The sequence below is a fragment of the Parasediminibacterium schistidii genome (assembly GCF_046546515.1).
Classification (GTDB): Bacteria; Bacteroidota; Bacteroidia; order Chitinophagales; family Chitinophagaceae; genus Parasediminibacterium.
This window is the reverse complement of sequence record NZ_JBKHKJ010000002.1, coordinates 245,685-262,687: the sequence shown is the minus strand read 5'-3', so window position 1 is coordinate 262,687 and position 17,003 is coordinate 245,685. Positions and strand designations below refer to the sequence as shown.

Here is a 17,003-nt window from a genome sequence, read left to right as displayed (position 1 = left end):
GTTGGGGTGAAATCGGGAATTAAGGTACGCCTATCACCAATCAATTATATATCTTTCTGATAAATAAAAAAGGCAATAAAAAGCGAAGATTTGAAATGCACCCAAATCCTTTTTGCCTATTGCCTCTCTGCCTCTACACCATCATTTTCAAATACCATTTCGTTTATATCAGGGCTGGCGGCTATTTCCTCGTCCCTGTTATCGTTCCATTCTACTATAAAGTTGTTCCGCCCTTCGCCTATTAGCAAAGTCATGTACCGCTGCTGCGAAAGTTCTAGCAAAGAAAGGAAAAGAAAAAGGGCATGTACCCTATCTTGGCACAATTGGAATATTTGTTCAAAAGCCACTTTTTTGTCTTTTTGCAGCAATGCCATCATGTGTTCCCTGCTGCCCTCCATGGTATAGTTGTAGCGGGTTACGGTATGCACGGGTTTGTTTTGGCGGTCGTGTACCCGTTGCATCACTTTTTCAAAAGCCTTCATCAGCTTAAACATGGTGATGGCTTGTATCTCCGTGCCCTCGCCGCTTTCCTCGCCAATGGCAGACAGCTCTCTGTATAGGTTGCCCCTTTTTACCATGGCCATCCGCAAGGTTTCCAGTTGGGCCATTTGCTCCGATGCTTCTTTAAACCGCTTGTATTCCAGTATTTTATCTACCAGTTCCTGCCTTGGGTCTATTTCGTTGCCATCTGGGTCTATCTCCTTGCGTGGCAGCAGCAGGCGGGCTTTGATACGCATAAGGGTAGAAACAAACAAGATAAACTCGCTGCTAAGCTCTATGTTCAGTTTTTCCTGCGTATGGATAAACCCTAGGAAGTCATCCATTATTTTGGTAATAGGGATATTGTAAATATCCAACTCGTCCCTTTCTATAAAGAAAAGCAACAGGTCGAACGGGCCTTCAAAATGCTCCAGTTTTATTTGATAATTCGTTGTGTTCACGCTTGTGTTGTTGTTTCTTCCTGAATAGCTGATACGCTATTAAGTACAACAAATATAAAAGAAGGGGTTATTACCAAGGTATTATTTTGCCACAAAGCCACCAAGCCTCGAAGACGCACTAAGAAAAAATGAAAAACAACTAGTCCCTTTTTGTTTCTTTTTTATCCCTTAAAACTTTGTATGTCTTGGTGTCTTCGTGCCTTCGCGGCAGATTAACCAAACTTGAACATGAGTAGTAGTCATTTGGGGAAAGTTATTTCGGAAACGTTACTAATTGATCATAATTCAATATTAAATATTCCCTTTTGCAAATATTTAGCTGCTGCATTAACTACTTGTGCCATTACATTTGCACAATTTTAAAAAAATGAGCAATACATTGAACTTTAACGAATCTATCCCCTCGGCTAAGAAGAAAATAATTGTTTTAGGCAGTGGCCCCAACCGGATTGGGCAAGGCATTGAATTTGATTATTGCTGTGTGCATGGCCTGTTGGCTATAAAAGAATGTGGCTACGAGGCCATCATGGTAAACTGCAACCCAGAGACAGTCTCCACCGATTTTGACATGGCTGACAAGCTATACTTCGAACCTGTTTTTTGGGAACACCTGTGGGAAATAATAGAACTGGAAAAACCCGAAGGCGTTATTGTTCAACTGGGTGGGCAAACGGCCTTGAAACTCGCCAAAAGGCTGCACCAAAAAGGGATTAAAATTATAGGCACCAGCTTCGATAGCATGGACATTGCCGAGGATCGTGGCCGCTTTAGCGATTTGTTGAAAGAATTAGAAATACCTTACCCCGAATATGGCACTGCCTATACTGCCGAGGAAGCGGTGGAGGTAGCCAACATAGTAGGTTACCCTGTATTGGTTCGCCCTAGCTATGTATTAGGCGGGCAGCGTATGCGTATCGTGATTAATGACGAAGAGGTAGAAAGTGCTGTTATCAGCTTGCTGAAGCATATACCAGACAATAAAATTTTGATTGACCATTTCCTAGACCGCTGCCAAGAAGCAGAAGTAGATGCCATTTTTGATGGCGAGAACTTTCATGTGATGGGCGTGATGGAACATATAGAACCAGCAGGCATACATAGTGGCGACAGTAATGCCGTTTTGCCAGCTTTCAATCTTACCCCGTTGGTTATTACTACCATGGAGTTTTACAGCGAAAAAATAGCCCGTTCATTAAACATCAAAGGATTGATAAACATACAATTTGCCATTAAAAACGACAAGGTATATGTCATTGAGGCCAATCCCCGTGCTTCCCGTACCACACCTTTTATAGCAAAAGCATACGGCATACCTTATTTGAATATTGCCACCAAGGTAATGCTAGGCGATGCAAAGCTTACAGGCTTTACCATTGAGAAAAAGCTGGATGGGTATGCCATTAAAGAACCTGTTTTTAGCTTTGACAAATTCCCAGGCGTAAACAAGGAGCTGGGCCCAGAAATGAAAAGCACAGGCGAGGCTATCCGTTTTATCAAAGACCTTAGGGATCCTTATTTCAGGACTTTGTACAAGGAAAGAAGCATGAATTTGAGCAGGTAATGTTAGCATATTTATTGCCACGAAGGCACAAAGACTCAAAGTAGCACTAAGAAGAAAGGGTTAAGGAAAAAAAGAAAAAGGTTGGATACCTTGTCTTTCTTTTTTACTTTAACCCTTTGTGCTTTTTTGTATTTTAGTGCCTTTGTGGCAAATAAATTTCGTTTTAATTAATCCGCAGGGTTATCACCTGTTGATTGGCATCTTTTGTTTTTAGCAAAATGGTAATACTATAACCTTTCCCTCCATTTTGCAGCTTGCCAGCAAGGTACATGGTACCGTTCATATCCCGCTGGCTTGTAAGATCAAAACCTTTAATCCCATTGTCTTTAAAAAAACTTTCGAAGGCAATGCCAGCCTGATTTTTTCCTATGTTTTTTATTTCGTCTTTTTCAGGCAATTTTAAGTCTATAAAATTATCAAAGTACTTGCTTACCTCTCCCGCATTGCCTACTTTAAGGGCATTGATAATAGCCGTAGCATTGTCCACATGGCTAAACGAGGAGAAAATTACCCCCAAACCTATAAAAAGCATTAAATTTTTCATTATTTCCCTTTGCATAAATAATTGAGCTAAAAACATGCCAATAAATTTAATTTTACTTCTATGTAAACAATTTGGGTTACTACTGGGGGGATTTGCCACAAAGCCACGCAGTCTCAAAGAAGCACTAAGAAAGGAAAGAAAGATTAAATGCTTTGTATTTCTTCTTTGTAATACTTTTAAAATTACTTTCCCCATTTCCGAATAAGGCTTTTTTCATTTTATAAGTCTATTTGACCTGTTCTTTGTGTTCTTAAAGTGAAACGTTTTACCTTAAAAAGAGCTCTCTTTGTGCTTCTTTGCGCAAAATCTTTGTGTTCTTAGTGGTTAAATATTCTTTTAGAAATTAACTAAATGGGAAAAGTTATTTCGGAAACGTTACTTTCCTTAAAACTTAGTACTTCTTTGAGTCTTTGAGCCTTTGTGGCAATTTATGCGTTGAGTAAAAACAAAATTTGTAATTTTATCGCATGAGCAAGAAAGCAATATTAATCATCATGGACGGATGGGGGCTTGGCCATAGCAAAAAGGCAGACGCCATTCAAAACGCAAACGTGCCTTTCGTTTCGTCGTTATATGAAAAATACCCCAATAGCACTTTAGTAACCTGCGGCGAGGCAGTAGGCCTGCCCGATGGGCAAATGGGCAACAGCGAAGTGGGTCACCTAAACCTAGGTGCAGGAAGGGTGGTGTACCAGGAGCTGCAAAGGATAAATGTAGCCATTCGCACGGGCGAAATGGCTAGCAACGAAAAACTGCTGGCTGCCATTCAATATGCGAAAGACAATAACAAACCCTTGCACCTGCTGGGCTTGGTGAGCGATGGCGGCGTACACTCGCACACATCGCATGTAAAAGCAATTGTTGACGTGGCCGAGCAGCAAGGCCTATCCGAAGTTTATATCCACGCATTTACTGATGGACGTGACTGCGACCCTAAAAGCGGGCTAGGCTTTATCAAAAACCTGCAAGAACACCTAGATACTACTGTTGGCAAGATAGCCACCGTAACAGGCAGGTACTATGCCATGGACAGGGACAAACGCTGGGAGCGTGTGAAACTGGCCTATGATGCACTGGTAAACGGCGTAGGCGAAGCAACGGACGATATTGCTGGGGCAATAAAAGCATCTTACGCCAATGGTGTAACCGATGAATTTATCAAGCCAATTATCAACGCCACTATCAAGGAAAACTGGAAGATAAAAGCGGGCGATGCCGCTATTTGTTTCAATTTCCGCACAGACCGCTGTCGGGAAATTACGCATGTACTTACGCAAGAAGACCATGCTGATTTAGGAATGTACAAACTGGATTTGTATTATACCACCATGACGGATTATGACAAAACGTTCAAGAACGTGAACGTGATGTTTGAAAACGACAACCTCAACAATACGCTTGGCGAAGTATTGGCAGCCAATGGCAAAAAACAAATACGCATAGCCGAAACAGAAAAATACCCGCATGTTACCTTCTTCTTTAGCGGAGGCAGGGAAAAAGAATTCGAAGGTGAAAGTAGGATAATGGCAGCAAGCCCAAAAGTAGCTACCTACGACTTGCAGCCCGAAATGAGTGCTAATGAGCTGGTAGAAAAATTGGTTCCTGAAATAGAAAAGGAAAGTGCCGATTTTATTTGCCTCAACTTTGCCAATGCCGACATGGTAGGTCACACCGGTGTTTTTAGCGCAGTAATAAAAGCGGTGGAAACGGTAGATGCCTGCGTGCAAAAGATAGCAACTGCCGCCTTGGAGCATGGTTATACTGTTTTCCTGACGGCCGACCACGGCAACGCAGACTACATGGTAAACGATGACGGCAGCCCCAATACGCAGCACTCACTGAACCTAGTGCCTCTATTTGTATTGGACAAAGAATGGCACGGCACTGTAAAAGCGGGCAAACTGGGCGATATAGCCCCGTCTATACTAAAAGTAATGGGCTTGCCTATACCTAAAGAAATGACAGGAGATATATTGGTGGATTAGGAAGCGTTGTTCTTAGTAAGATATTAATTTGCCACTAAAGCACGAAGACACAAAGGAGCACAAAGTTTTAAAGGAAGTAGAAAAAGAAAGATATTCATCCTTTTTTGCTTCTTTTTTTCTTAGTGTTTGTTTGAGACTTTGTGCCTTAGTGGCAAATTGCTTAAAATTGCACCCGAGCGGTATAATCAATCAAGTTATATTCATCAGAAAAGGGTTTGCGAAGATGATTTTAATAAAACGCTTTAAACTCAAGGGCTTCCATCATTAAAATCATGCAAATCATTTAATCAGTGGTATAAATGGCAGAAAAAAAATATACAGTTGAGCCGTTCTCGGTTGAAAAAACAATGGCTGCCGATGGGGCTTTGTTCAACAAGCATGTGAAACTAATGCATGGCTTGTTTGAGATAGATATTTCTGGCATAAGGGAACAGGTGAAAACAGCCAAGAAACAACAGAAGGAGCCTGTTTCAGTACTAGCCTGCCTGTTTTATTGCTATGCCCGCACGCTAGACAAATACAGGGAAGCCTTTGCCTTGCGTGGCCGTGGCAACAAGCTATATCGCTTTGAGGAGGCCGATGCTTTTTTCCCGTTTGAAATAACCCAGGGCAATAAAAAAATGCTATGGCACAAAGTAGTAAGGGGCATCAACAAAAAAACCGTGTACGAGCTGGAAGCGGCTTTAAAAAGCCTTACATTGATAAAAAAGGAAATTTCGCCAGCAGAAAAATTCTTTTTCAAGTTGCCTCAGTTTGTCCGCAACTGGTTTTATAATTATATGATGCGCCGCCCACTGCTAAGGAAAGACTATGGGGGGAATGTGTATTTTAGTTCTACTATCCACAGTGGTAACACTCGGGTACTCTCTTTTGGCGTACCTAGCCATTTTCATACCACAGGCATGTTTATAGGCACTTTTAAAGAAGCCCCAAACAATGCAGGCAACCCTAATGGCAGCATGGTAGGCATTACGCTTTCGCTGGATCATATTATCAGCGACGGGCCTATGCTGGCAAGGCTAATCCGTGAGTTTACTTTTCAGGTAGAGCATTTTGTGCTTTAAGTGGCTCTGCTTAGGTATAAATATACCATTTAAGCATATAGTAAAAAATGCTCGCCGTTTATTCTTAACCAACAAAAAATACCTTGGAATTTGTAGGTATAACCAACTATTTGATAGTTGAAATAGCAAGGTTTGAGTAAAAAATACTTGAAAATTTATAATTGGCGTATTGTATTGTGCAATATGAGTTAAGATTATAGCCAAATTGGAATACAATAAGTAAATATTCTATAATACATACTAAAGAAAAATGCCACAAAGTATATTGCAGATAAAGGCTGCAAAAAAGTTAAGCAAAGAACAGGAAAGTTTCAACAAACTGGTGAAACTGATAGAAAAGCGTACCGCTGAAATAGAATACCTAGAAAGTGGGCTAAAAACGTTTGTAACAAAAATGCAAGCTGCCATTGGTGGTTTGAGCGAGAAAAAATGTAAGGTAAAGCTCCAATATGCAACCATGCTGGACAGAATGTTTGAACAGGAAAAGTTTACCAAAAAAGAAAAAGAAAAGCTAAGCCAGATAATCATAAATTTAAGTACCATTTCGGGCGATGAAGACCACGGGGAGCTTACCAACCAGCTTTTAGCCATTTTTGAGAAGCACCATAAACTGCAAATGAAAAATATGTCGCCTCAAGAAATGGCCATGGGCAAGATGATGATGAAATCGATGCTAGCCGAATTTGGGATTGACATTGATATTGACAGCATGGAAGACTTCAATTATAAAGAGGTGCAGGAGAAAATACTGGAGAAGATGAAGGGGGATATGCATGGGGCAAAAACAGGATTTGAAGAAGAAGCCAATTTTAGGCGGAAAAACAAACACGCCAGCGGCATATCGGAAAAGGCAAAGGCTGCCGCGGAAAAGCTGAACAAGTCCTGGAAGCAAATTTATTTGTCGCTCGTAAAAACCCTGCATCCCGACACAGAAGCAAACGAACAATTGAAACAGGAAAAGGAATCGGCGTTAAAAGATGTAACAAGCGCCTATGATGAAAACAATTTTTATAAGCTGTTGCAACTACAAATAAAATATTCAGCAAACTTAGGCTTTCTGGAAAATGCAGACAATGCCGTATTAAAACAATACATAGGCATATTAAAGCAACAGTCAACCGAACTGGGCGACAAGCTAAAAGTCATAAAGCACGAAATAAGCAGCCAGCAAGCACATTTCCTGTTCGATAGGAATGGCTGGGATTACATGGAAATACGGATAGGCGGAGAAAGATTGGCAATAGAAAAAGACATAGAAAGATTAAAACATGAGGCAGAAGTATTTGCTGATGTAGCATTTTTAAAAAAGGAAATGAAAAAGATAAAAATGAATGATTTAATGCCACCCGTAGATTTTGAGGATGATTTGTTCTTTTAACCAATAAAAATAGATACAATATGGGCTTATTTATGCTGAAATAGAATTGATTAATGCCGAAGATATTGGCTTGGCTAGCCGTTACCACATGGGCGAAGAAGAAATAAGGCGTGTTACTGTAAATGCACTAGTAGATACAGGTGCATATATGCTTTGCATCAAATAAAGTTTACAAGAACAACTACAATTGCCCGTTTTGGAAATGCGAAGGGGCGAAAATGCAGATGGGGAAACAAAAGATTATAAAGTTGTAGGCCCTATTGAATTGAAATTCAAGAACCGACCTACCCTTTGCGAGGCAATGGTGCTTGCTGGCGACAATGAAATATTGCTTGGGGCAATAACAATGGAAGGAATGGATGTATTGCTACACCCATTAAGGCTGGAATTAATCGTGAACCCAGACCATCCTTATTATACACAGATGTCTTTGAAATAACCGTAGGGGCGGTGCTTTATGCCTGCCCTTTAGCACTCGACCAAATTATATTTCTTTGGGTGGCAATTAAAAGAGTTCGAGCGTTAAATAGCCCCTTTACAAATACAATATATTTATGGCAGATAATAATACAGCCGCTGTTAATTGTGGTTACATCATTGTTACAGGAGCAGCAGGTTTCATAGGCTCCTGCATGGCACAATACTTAAATGAGCAAGGGCATACCAATTTGATTCTAGTAGATGATTTTGGCGTGGAAGCCAAACGTGTTAATTGGGAAAGAAAACAGTTTGAACATATTGTGGAGCGGCAAGGCTTGTTTGAATGGCTGGAAAGGGAGAACCCCACAATTGATTGTTTTATACATTTGGGTGCAAGGACAGACACAACAGAATTTGACTATGCCGTGCATGAAGCACTAAACGTAGTCTACTCTCAGGATGTTTGGCATTACTGCACAGCTAACCAAGTACCGCTGATTTATGCTTCTTCTGCCGCTACTTATGGCAGCGGGCAGCTTGGCTATGACGACAGCCATGAATTACCCGAAAAATTACAGCCCCTGAACCCTTATGGCATCAGCAAAAATGAATTTGACAAATGGGCATTAAAACAAACGGAAACCCCTCCTTTTTGGGCAGGTTTAAAGTTTTTTAACGTGTATGGCCCTAACGAATACCACAAGGGAAGGATGGCAAGCGTTATTTGGCATTCATTCAACCAGATAAAAAAAGATGGGCTGGTAAAACTATTCAAAAGCCACCGCCACGATTTTAAAGACGGCGAGCAACTTAGAGATTTTGTGTATGTGAAAGATTTGGTGAAGGTGATTGATTGGTTATTAGTCGTAAGTCAAAACCAAAGTGTAAATGACTTACGACTTACGACTGACCACTTACGACTAAGCTCAGGTCTCTACAACCTAGGTACCGGCACAGCTCGTAGTTTTTACGACTTAGCTGCTGCTACTTTCCGAGGTATGGATAAAGAGCCCAACATAGCTTTTGTGGATATGCCCATAGACATCAGGGACAAGTACCAGTATTTTACAGAGGCAAATATGCAAAAGCTACGCAATGCAGGCTATACGGATGAATTTTATACCTTGGAAGCAGGCGTGGGCGACTATGTAAGAAATTACCTTGTTGCCGGGAAAATTTATTAAATTTGGGTATTAAATGTAATGTTATGAGTGCATAGGAGCTGAAAAAACAAGAAGTAGCCAAGCTGGTTGATGCAACCAGCAATGAAAAAGTATTGCAAGAAGTGCTGGATATATTAAAAAAAGAAAAGCCCGTGCTTTCTGCAGAGGAAATGTATGAAATGATAAAAAGTCAATATGGGAATGCTTTAAGGCGGTTAGCACAATCGTGATTTGCAATTTAGATATAGCACTAACTTTATGATTCCATACATATCATTAATTAATTAATGAGCGCAATAGAAATAAAAAAACAAGAGGTAATCACAAGGATTTCAAAAATTGAAGACGAAGATTTGATGAAAAATCAATGAATTAATCAATAACTATGAAACAGAAAATAGCATTGATATTGAAGGGATTTATGAAAAATTCAAAGCTCAATTTGGTAACACTTTGCAAAGGCTTGCCCAATGATTACAATAAATACGAGACTCTTGGAACTATAAAATAAAACTTTATGGACACTACCAATAAAAAGAAAGAATTACATTTCTTGATTGGCCAAGCAGATGACCATCTTACCGATTTGCTAATAGAAACTGCCGTTGCATACGGCACACAAAAAGCAGACGGCTTTGTAGTGCCAGACGAATGGATAGAAGAAGCCGAGGAGAGAAGCAGGAGGTTAGAGACTGGGGAAGATAAGGGTATGACTTTAGAAGAAACAAAGGCATTGGCACATAACTATTTGCAAGAAAGAAGAAAGAAAGAATGGATAGAAGAAACAGAGGAGGCAAGCAGGAAATTAAATAGCGGTGAAAGCAAAGGGTTTGCTTGGTAAAAGATATGAGTCCAAAACCAACTAAAAATTTTTATTAATCGTTGCTTTATATTTTTTAAATGGATAAAAAAATTGCCATTATCGGTGGCGGGAATTTGGGTTCGGCCATTGCAGAAGGCTTGGTGAATAGTGGGTTTATACAGCCTCACAACCTGTTGGTTACCAAAAGGAATATTGCCACCCTTTCAGTCCTGGAATCAAGGGGCGTAGCCATCAGCAGCAACAATTTAGATGCTGCTGAGTTTGCCGGTTATATCATATTGGCCGTAAAGCCTTTTCAGATAAAGGATGTGCTGGCATTGCTATTGCCTGTTTTAAACCCTGAAAAGCATGTATTGGTAAGCGTGGTAACAGGTATTTGGGTAAAAGACATCGAAGAAGTGTTGGGCAAAGCCTTTGCTATTTTCCGTGCCATGCCCAACACAGCTATTGCCATACAAGAAAGTATGACCTGCATTAGCGAGAGCAATGCCACCAAAGAACAAAAAGATTTTGTAGGCGATTTGTTCAACCAATTGGGCAAATCGGTATTCATAGAGGAAAAATTGATGGATGCAGCTACTGTACTAGGTGCCTGCGGCACTGCCTTTGCCATGCGCTATATCCGTGCCAATATACAAGGTGGCATTGAGATTGGGTTTAGCGCAGCCACCGCTTCATTGATAGCCGCACAAACTGTAAAAGGGGCTGCCGAGCTTTTGCTGAAGAAGAATACCCACCCGGAGCAAGAAATAGACAAAGTAACCACGCCTAAAGGCTGCACCATTGCAGGGTTGAACGAAATGGAGCACCAGGGTTTTAGTTCTTCGCTGATAAAAGGCATTGTAACCAGTTATAAGAAGATATTGAGCGACATGTAGCTACTCCCTCCTACGATTTTTCCTTACGACTTATGACTTACCACTTATGACTATATTATGCAAGAAAAAATAACCATCCCTATTATCAATACCTCGCCACATCCACTGCCTACCTATGCCACTGTCGGTTCTTCGGGCATGGACATGAGGGCTTTTTTATACGAGCCAGTTTCTTTAAACCCGTTGGAAAGGCAATTGATACCTACTGGCATTTTTATAGAACTGCCCTTAGGCTATGAAGCCCAAGTAAGGCCACGCAGTGGGTTGGCTATCAAGCAGGGCATCACTTGCTTGAATACGCCTGGTACAATAGATGCAGATTATAGGGGGGAAATAAAAGTAATATTGATTAATTTATCCAATGAAGTGCAAATTATTTCCAATGGCGACCGCATTGCACAATTGGTAATACAGCCCGTTACTTTAGCAGAATGGCTGCCTACAGATAGCCTAAAAGAAACTACAAGAGGGGCAGGTGGCTTTGGGCATACGGGAAAACTGTAACTTCGCAGCGTAATTTTCTGGCACAAAGGCACTAAAACACAAAGAAGCACAAAGTTTATAAGAGTTTAAGACAGTTTAAACCTTTTGCAACGATTAGTGGCCTCCATTATTTGCCGCAAAAAATATAAACACCAATCAGCCTACATGCTATTATTAATAATGAAGAAATTTTACTGTTTATTATTGCTTTCTATCCTTGTTTTTTCGTGTAAACCCGTTAAAAAAGTACAAACGCTAAACAATGCCATTAGCAAAAAAGATACAGTGCAAACGGTTATCATAAAAGAAGCACCTAAAGTAGATACCTTGGCATTGATTAATGACATGCTTGACAAGGTGAACAAGCGCAAAATTGACTTTACAACTTTTAATGCTAAAATAAAAGTTGATTACCAAGGCCAGGAAACCAGTCAAGGTGCTACTGCTTATGTGAAAATGAAGAAAGACAGTATTATACTGATACAAGTAGTAGGGCCGTTGGGCATTGTGGGCCTACAAGCCAAAATAACCATTGATAGTGTAATAGTAGTAAACAAAATAGACAAATATGTTCAACGCAGGAGCATAAGCTATATAAACGAAGTAACGCAGATACCTTTTGACTTTTATACGCTACAAGATTTATTAATTGGCAACCCCATATTTGTTACAACCAATGTAGTATCGTACAAGCCATCTAATGACCATTTATTGGTACTGATGATTGGTACTTTCTTTAAAAATTTATTGACGCTTGATAATACAGACTACAAACTATTGCATTCTAAAATGGATGATGTGGACATTCAGCGCAACCGTACCTGTGATATTACGTACAGCAATTATGAGGCAAAAGGCAATTTGCAGTTTGCAACTTACCGAAGCGTGTCTGTGGCAGAAAAATACAAATTGGACATTAACCTCGATTTTAAGCAGTATTCTTTTAACGAACCGTTAAATTATACCTTTAATATACCAAAAAATTACAAAGCCAGATAATTTAAGCTCAATTTTATCGTTATAGTAATGGGATAAATAAAACCAATAATAAAATACTGATGATTAATAAGCTGCTGATACTTTGTTTTTGTTTTGCCTTGGGCTTGCAGCCCCTAGTGGCGCAGCCGCCAAGCAGGGAAGACTTGCAAAAACAGCAGCAGCAACTATTGAAAGAACTGGCCGACTTGAACAATGACTTGCAATCCATAAAAAAAAACAAGGAAACAGCCTTGGGCGAGTACGCCATGGTAAAACGTAAAATTGCAGCACGGGAAGCTTTGATTAACAACATTAATAAAGACATCCATTTACTTACAGAAACCATTTACCAAAATCAAATACAAATTTATCGCTTAAAAAAAGAACTGGATACCCTAAAGCTACAGTATGGGCAGAGCCTTGTGTTTGCGTATAAAAACAGGGGCAGCTACGATTATTTAAACTTTTTGTTTTCGGCACAAAGCTTCAATGATGCTTTAAAAAGGATGACGTACCTGAAAAGCTATCGCCAGTACAGGGAAACACAAGCAGAGACAATTAACAAAACACAGGTTTTGCTGCAATCGACCATGAGCACGCTGAACAGCAACCGCAACGAAAAAAGTGCTGTTTTGGAAAACCAGGGTAGCCAGCTAAAGGTATTGGAAGACGACAAAAAAGAAAAAGACCAAGTAGTAAAACAACTGAAAAGCCAAGAAAAAGATATTGCTGCGCAAATAAAACAACGAGAAAAAGATAAGCTACGGTTACGGGCTGCTATTGATGCAGCTATTAAGAGGGCAATAGCAGAAGCTGCCGAAAAAGAAAGGCTGGCAAGGATAGCACGCCAGAAAGCAGCGGAAGAAGAAAGAAAAAGGCAGGCACAACTGCAAAGAGAAGCAAGGGACAGGGAAATAGCAGCAGCTAAAAACAATAATGCTGCGCCAAATAACCCAACGATACCTTCAAGGCCTGCAAAGCCCGTTGACGATTCGCAAGACAGCAAAAGCACTGACGTTGCTACTACGGCAGTACCCAAAAACAATCGTGCATACAGCTCTTTTGAATCAACGCCAGAGGGGCTAACTGAGTCTTTGAATTTCGAGAAAAACAGGGGTCGCTTGCCTTGGCCATTAGATGGGGGAAGGATTTATGGGCAATTTGGCCGCCAGCAGATAGAAGGCACCAAACTAATAGCCGACAATGATGGCATTTTTATTAAAACAACCGTGGGTGCATCCGTTAAATGCGTGGCAGAAGGCGAAGTAACGGCGGTGATGGACCTTGACCAGTTCCAAGCAGTTATGGTAAAACACGGTAAATATTTTACCACCTACAACATGTTATCGTCTGTAAACGTAAAAGTAGGGGATCAAGTAAAATCTGGAACTATACTGGGCAAAGTAGCTGCTGACTTTGATGGTGATGGCCAATTTGAGTTCCAAGTATTGAACGACAGGAAGCAGTTCCAAAACCCAGAGAATTGGCTAAAGAGACGCTAAACTGTTTTGTAGCGATACATTTTTTCAATTGCTAGGCATATCTTCGCTACTACATGAAGGCATTAGTTTATAAATCTACCGGTAGTTGGTATGTGGTAAAAACCCACGAAGACAAAACTTATAATGCCCGTATAAAAGGGATTTTTAAGATAGACGGCATTACCACTACCAACCCCCTTGCCGTAGGTGATGAGGTAGATATAGAAATAGAGAACGAACTGGAAGATACTGCCACCATCACGCATATTTATCCACGCCACAACTATGTGGCCCGTGCTAGCCCAAGGCACAAGCACCAGCGGCATATCATTGCTTCTAACCTGGACCAAGCACTTATTTTTGCAACGCTAAAAGACCCTAAGACAAGCACGGGGTTTATAGACCGTTTTTTGGTTGCTTGCGAAATGTACCACCTGCCTGCCATCATCGTTTTTAACAAGAGCGACCTTTACCGCAAAAAAGAAATGGATAAGTTTCTGGAAATTAAAGGTGTTTACGAAGCCATTGGCTACCCTGTATTATTGGCCAGCGTAATGAAAAACACAGGCATTGGCGAAGTAAAAGCATTGCTTCAACACAAAACCACCCTGCTCAGTGGGCATAGCGGCGTGGGGAAATCAACCTTAATCAATGCCATTTTTCCTGAACTAAGCTTAAAAACACAAGAAGTAAGCGGCTGGAGCGGCAAGGGGCTGCACACCACCACTTTTGCCGAGATGTTTGACCTGCCTACTGGCGGCAAGGTTATAGATACCCCAGGCATCAGGGAACTTGGATTAGCCGATATTGAAAGGCACGAGGTAAGTGGTTACTTCCCCGAAATGAAACGATTGGTTAATGATTGCCAGTTCAACAACTGTATGCACTTCAACGAGCAAGACTGTGCGGTAAAAGATGCCGTGAACGCTGGCAGTATATCTACCGAAAGGTATGTTAGCTACCTAAACATTGTAGATAGCCTGAAAGAAAACAAATGGGGCTAGAAACTTTCAATAATACCAGCAATACCTTGCCCGCCGCCTACACAGGCGGTAACCATGCCATATTTATGGTTCAGGCGTTTCATGTCGTTAAGTATTTGTATGGTTAGCTTTGCACCTGTGCATCCCAAGGGGTGGCCTAGGGCTATTGCACCGCCATTAATGTTTACTTTCTGGACATCCAAGCCCAATGCTCTTATCACGGCAAGGCTTTGGCTGGCAAATGCTTCGTTCAGTTCTATTAAATCAATATCAGCTAGGTTCATATTGGCTTGCTTTAGCACTTTTGGCACAGCAGCCACAGGACCAATACCCATAATGCGTGGATGCACGCCTGCACTGGCACAGTTAACCAAGCGGCCAATGGGTTTTATGCGTAGCTCGTTCACCATCCGCTCGCTCATTACTATTACAAAAGCGGCTCCATCGCTGGTTTGGCTGCTGTTGCCAGCGCTTACGGTACCATCCATGGCAAAAGCAGGTTTTAGCTTAGCCAATGCTTCCACCGTAGTATCAGCGCGCAGGCCTTCGTCTGTGTCAACCACATAACTGCGGGTGGCTTTTTTGCCTTTTTCGTCCAAATAAACTTGTTCCACGGTTATGGGTAATATGCCCCTTTTAAAATAGCCGTTTTCAATGGCTGTTTTTGCTTTTTGGTGCGAATGGAAAGCAAATTCGTCCTGATCGTGGCGGCTAATATGGTATTCTTTGCTTACTGCCTCGGCGGTAAGCCCCATGCTCAGGTAATAGTCCGGCTCGTCTTTGGCAATGGCATAGCTAGGAACGGTTTTCCAGCCGGCAGCGGGCACCAAGCTCATGCTTTCTGTACCGCCTGCAATAATACATTCTGCCATGCCGCTGCGTATTTTGGCAGTAGCCATCGCAATACTTTCCAGCCCGCTGGCACAATAACGGTTGATGGTAATGCCCGGCACTTCTATGCCCAAGGCTCGTGCAGAAATAATGCGGCCAAACTGCAGGCCTTGTTCTGCTTCCGGTACGGCATTGCCTACGATAACATCGTCTATCCTATGGTATTCCAATTCGGGGAGGGATGCCGTAAGGCCTTTGATTACTTCAACAGCCAAATCGTCTGGGCGGAAAAAACGGAATGCGCCTTTCTTGCTTTTACACACGGCGGTACGGTAGCCGGCTACTATATAGGCTTCTTGCATGGCAAACACAATTAGGTATCAAATGTAGCGAAGGTTTTGCTCCTTTGATGCACTATATTGGTGTTAAAATTATTTATGGTCACGAAGGCTCAAAGCAGCACGAAGAAAAAGAAGTTTGGAAGCTAGCTATATTACAAAGGCACAAAAAGCAAAGAATCTTAAAGGTTATTGATAGTTTTTCCTGTAACGTTACTAAAGCAATTTTTTTTAATCGTCTTCTTCCTTTTTTCCTTATTGCCACTTTGAGTCTTCGTGCCTTCGTGGCTAAAGCAGCAAACTTGCTTTGGCCAAATCTTCAGGGGTGTCTATTTCTACGCCCATGTAGTCGGTAACCACCATTTTCATTTGCACACCGTTTTCCAAGTAGCGGAGGCATTCTATTTTTTCTGCTGTCTCCAAGGGCGTCATGCTCCAGTTGGTAAATTTTATCAATGCCAGTTTCCTAAATGCGTACACGCCAATATGCTCGTAATAAGTAGGTGTTATTTTGCCATCCCGGTTATAGGGTATTACAGAGCGGCTAAACATAAGGGCGTTCATGTTCCTGTCCACCGCTACTTTTACATAGTTTGGGTCAGCAATCGATGCTTGGTTGGTTAGCACCTGCATTAGCGAAGCCACTTGTGTTTCATTGCCAAAATCATTTTCAAATACCTGGATCAGTTTTTCAAGCGGTTCTCTTTTTACAAAAGGCTCGTCGCCCTGCACGTTTACTATTATGTCCACATCCATTGCAAGCGCAGCTTCTGCTATCCTGTCGCTGCCACTTTCGTGCTGCTTCATGCTCATTACAGCCTTGCCGCCATGATGGGTTATTTCATTAAATATGATTTCGCTATCAGTAACTACAAATACATCATCAAAAAGATTGGTAGCAACTGTATTGTCGTAGGTATGCCTTATAACGGTCTTGCTGCCCAGTACCTGCATCAGCTTTGCCGGGAAACGAGTAGCCGCATAGCGGGCTGGTATCATTGCTACAATTTTCATTTTTTGCAGTTGCCATTATTTAGGGCAAAGATGCAGCAGATGCTTTAGATGCGGCATACATTTTTTTAATCCACCTAGCTTTTAAAGCGGCTTGGCGTTGTGCAGCAAACAATTGCAACATTATCCTTAAAACAGCCA

Annotated in this window: 16 protein-coding genes; 12 read left to right on the top strand and 4 right to left on the bottom strand. The window is 41.3% G+C overall.

Features of this window, described 5'->3' with window-relative positions; genetic code table 11:
• Window positions 1-116 precede the first annotated feature (116 nt).
• Window positions 117-941: a segregation and condensation protein A gene (locus tag ACHFIY_RS02295; protein ID WP_410844430.1), complete on the bottom strand. Its 825-nt coding sequence runs from the start codon at window positions 939-941 to the stop codon at window positions 117-119.
• A gap of 367 nt (window positions 942-1,308) precedes the next feature.
• Here ACHFIY_RS02295 and ACHFIY_RS02290 point away from each other — a divergent pair, with 367 nt between their 5' ends.
• Window positions 1,309-2,502, top strand: a complete 1,194-nt coding sequence (locus tag ACHFIY_RS02290; RefSeq protein ID WP_410844429.1) for a carbamoyl phosphate synthase preATP-grasp domain-containing protein — start codon at window positions 1,309-1,311, stop codon at window positions 2,500-2,502.
• Window positions 2,503-2,665: 163 nt separating this feature from the next.
• On the opposite strand, the gene ACHFIY_RS02285 is transcribed toward ACHFIY_RS02290, so the two are convergent.
• The gene (locus tag ACHFIY_RS02285) at window positions 2,666-3,082 is read right to left on the bottom strand and encodes a DUF4783 domain-containing protein (RefSeq protein ID WP_410844428.1); all 417 of its coding nucleotides are present in this window, start codon (window positions 3,080-3,082) and stop codon (window positions 2,666-2,668) included.
• A gap of 431 nt (window positions 3,083-3,513) precedes the next feature.
• Between ACHFIY_RS02285 and gpmI the strand changes: the two genes are divergently transcribed.
• The 11 genes from gpmI to rsgA all read left to right on the top strand — a co-directional run bounded on the left by gpmI (window position 3,514) and on the right by rsgA (window position 14,703).
• Entirely contained in the window at window positions 3,514-5,031 is a 1,518-nt protein-coding gene (gene gpmI / locus ACHFIY_RS02280) for a 2,3-bisphosphoglycerate-independent phosphoglycerate mutase (RefSeq protein WP_410844427.1), read from the top strand.
• Window positions 5,032-5,330: 299 nt separating this feature from the next.
• The gene (locus tag ACHFIY_RS02275; RefSeq protein WP_410844426.1) at window positions 5,331-6,095 is read left to right on the top strand and encodes a hypothetical protein; all 765 of its coding nucleotides are present in this window, start codon (window positions 5,331-5,333) and stop codon (window positions 6,093-6,095) included.
• Between the two features lie 250 nt (window positions 6,096-6,345).
• Window positions 6,346-7,473 (top strand): hypothetical protein, encoded by a 1,128-nt coding sequence (locus ACHFIY_RS02270; RefSeq protein WP_410844425.1) that lies wholly within the window; start codon window positions 6,346-6,348, stop codon window positions 7,471-7,473.
• Window positions 7,474-7,669: 196 nt separating this feature from the next.
• Entirely contained in the window at window positions 7,670-7,912 is a 243-nt protein-coding gene (locus ACHFIY_RS02265) for a hypothetical protein (RefSeq protein ID WP_410844424.1), read from the top strand.
• Between the two features lie 115 nt (window positions 7,913-8,027).
• Window positions 8,028-9,077: an ADP-glyceromanno-heptose 6-epimerase gene (gene rfaD, locus ACHFIY_RS02260; protein WP_410844423.1), complete on the top strand. Its 1,050-nt coding sequence runs from the start codon at window positions 8,028-8,030 to the stop codon at window positions 9,075-9,077.
• 496 nt (window positions 9,078-9,573) lie between these two features.
• Window positions 9,574-9,897 (top strand): addiction module protein, encoded by a 324-nt coding sequence (locus ACHFIY_RS02255; protein WP_410844422.1) that lies wholly within the window; start codon window positions 9,574-9,576, stop codon window positions 9,895-9,897.
• Between the two features lie 59 nt (window positions 9,898-9,956).
• Window positions 9,957-10,757 carry a pyrroline-5-carboxylate reductase gene (gene proC / locus ACHFIY_RS02250; RefSeq protein WP_410844421.1) on the top strand — a complete coding sequence of 267 codons (801 nt, stop codon included), beginning with the start codon at window positions 9,957-9,959 and terminating at the stop codon, window positions 10,755-10,757.
• A 57-nt stretch (window positions 10,758-10,814) separates the two neighbouring features.
• Entirely contained in the window at window positions 10,815-11,261 is a 447-nt protein-coding gene (dut, locus tag ACHFIY_RS02245) for a dUTP diphosphatase (protein WP_410844420.1), read from the top strand.
• A 159-nt stretch (window positions 11,262-11,420) separates the two neighbouring features.
• Window positions 11,421-12,239: a lipoprotein insertase outer membrane protein LolB1 gene (gene lolB1 / locus ACHFIY_RS02240; RefSeq protein WP_410844419.1), complete on the top strand. Its 819-nt coding sequence runs from the start codon at window positions 11,421-11,423 to the stop codon at window positions 12,237-12,239.
• Between the two features lie 59 nt (window positions 12,240-12,298).
• A complete protein-coding gene (locus tag ACHFIY_RS02235) occupies window positions 12,299-13,720 on the top strand; it encodes a murein hydrolase activator EnvC family protein (protein ID WP_410844418.1) in 1,422 nt (473 codons plus the stop codon).
• A 53-nt stretch (window positions 13,721-13,773) separates the two neighbouring features.
• A complete protein-coding gene (gene rsgA / locus ACHFIY_RS02230) occupies window positions 13,774-14,703 on the top strand; it encodes a ribosome small subunit-dependent GTPase A (RefSeq protein ID WP_410844417.1) in 930 nt (309 codons plus the stop codon).
• On the opposite strand, the gene ACHFIY_RS02225 is transcribed toward rsgA, so the two are convergent.
• Together ACHFIY_RS02225 and kdsB are read right to left on the bottom strand one after the other, a co-directional pair.
• A complete protein-coding gene (locus ACHFIY_RS02225; protein WP_410844416.1) occupies window positions 14,700-15,875 on the bottom strand; it encodes a thiolase family protein in 1,176 nt (391 codons plus the stop codon). The two genes, rsgA and ACHFIY_RS02225, sit on opposite strands and share 4 nt — an antisense overlap.
• A 264-nt stretch (window positions 15,876-16,139) precedes the next feature.
• On the bottom strand, window positions 16,140-16,865 hold the full coding sequence (gene kdsB, locus ACHFIY_RS02220) for a 3-deoxy-manno-octulosonate cytidylyltransferase (RefSeq protein WP_410844415.1): 726 nt from the start codon (window positions 16,863-16,865) through the stop codon (window positions 16,140-16,142).
• Between the last annotated feature and the right edge of the window lie 138 nt (window positions 16,866-17,003).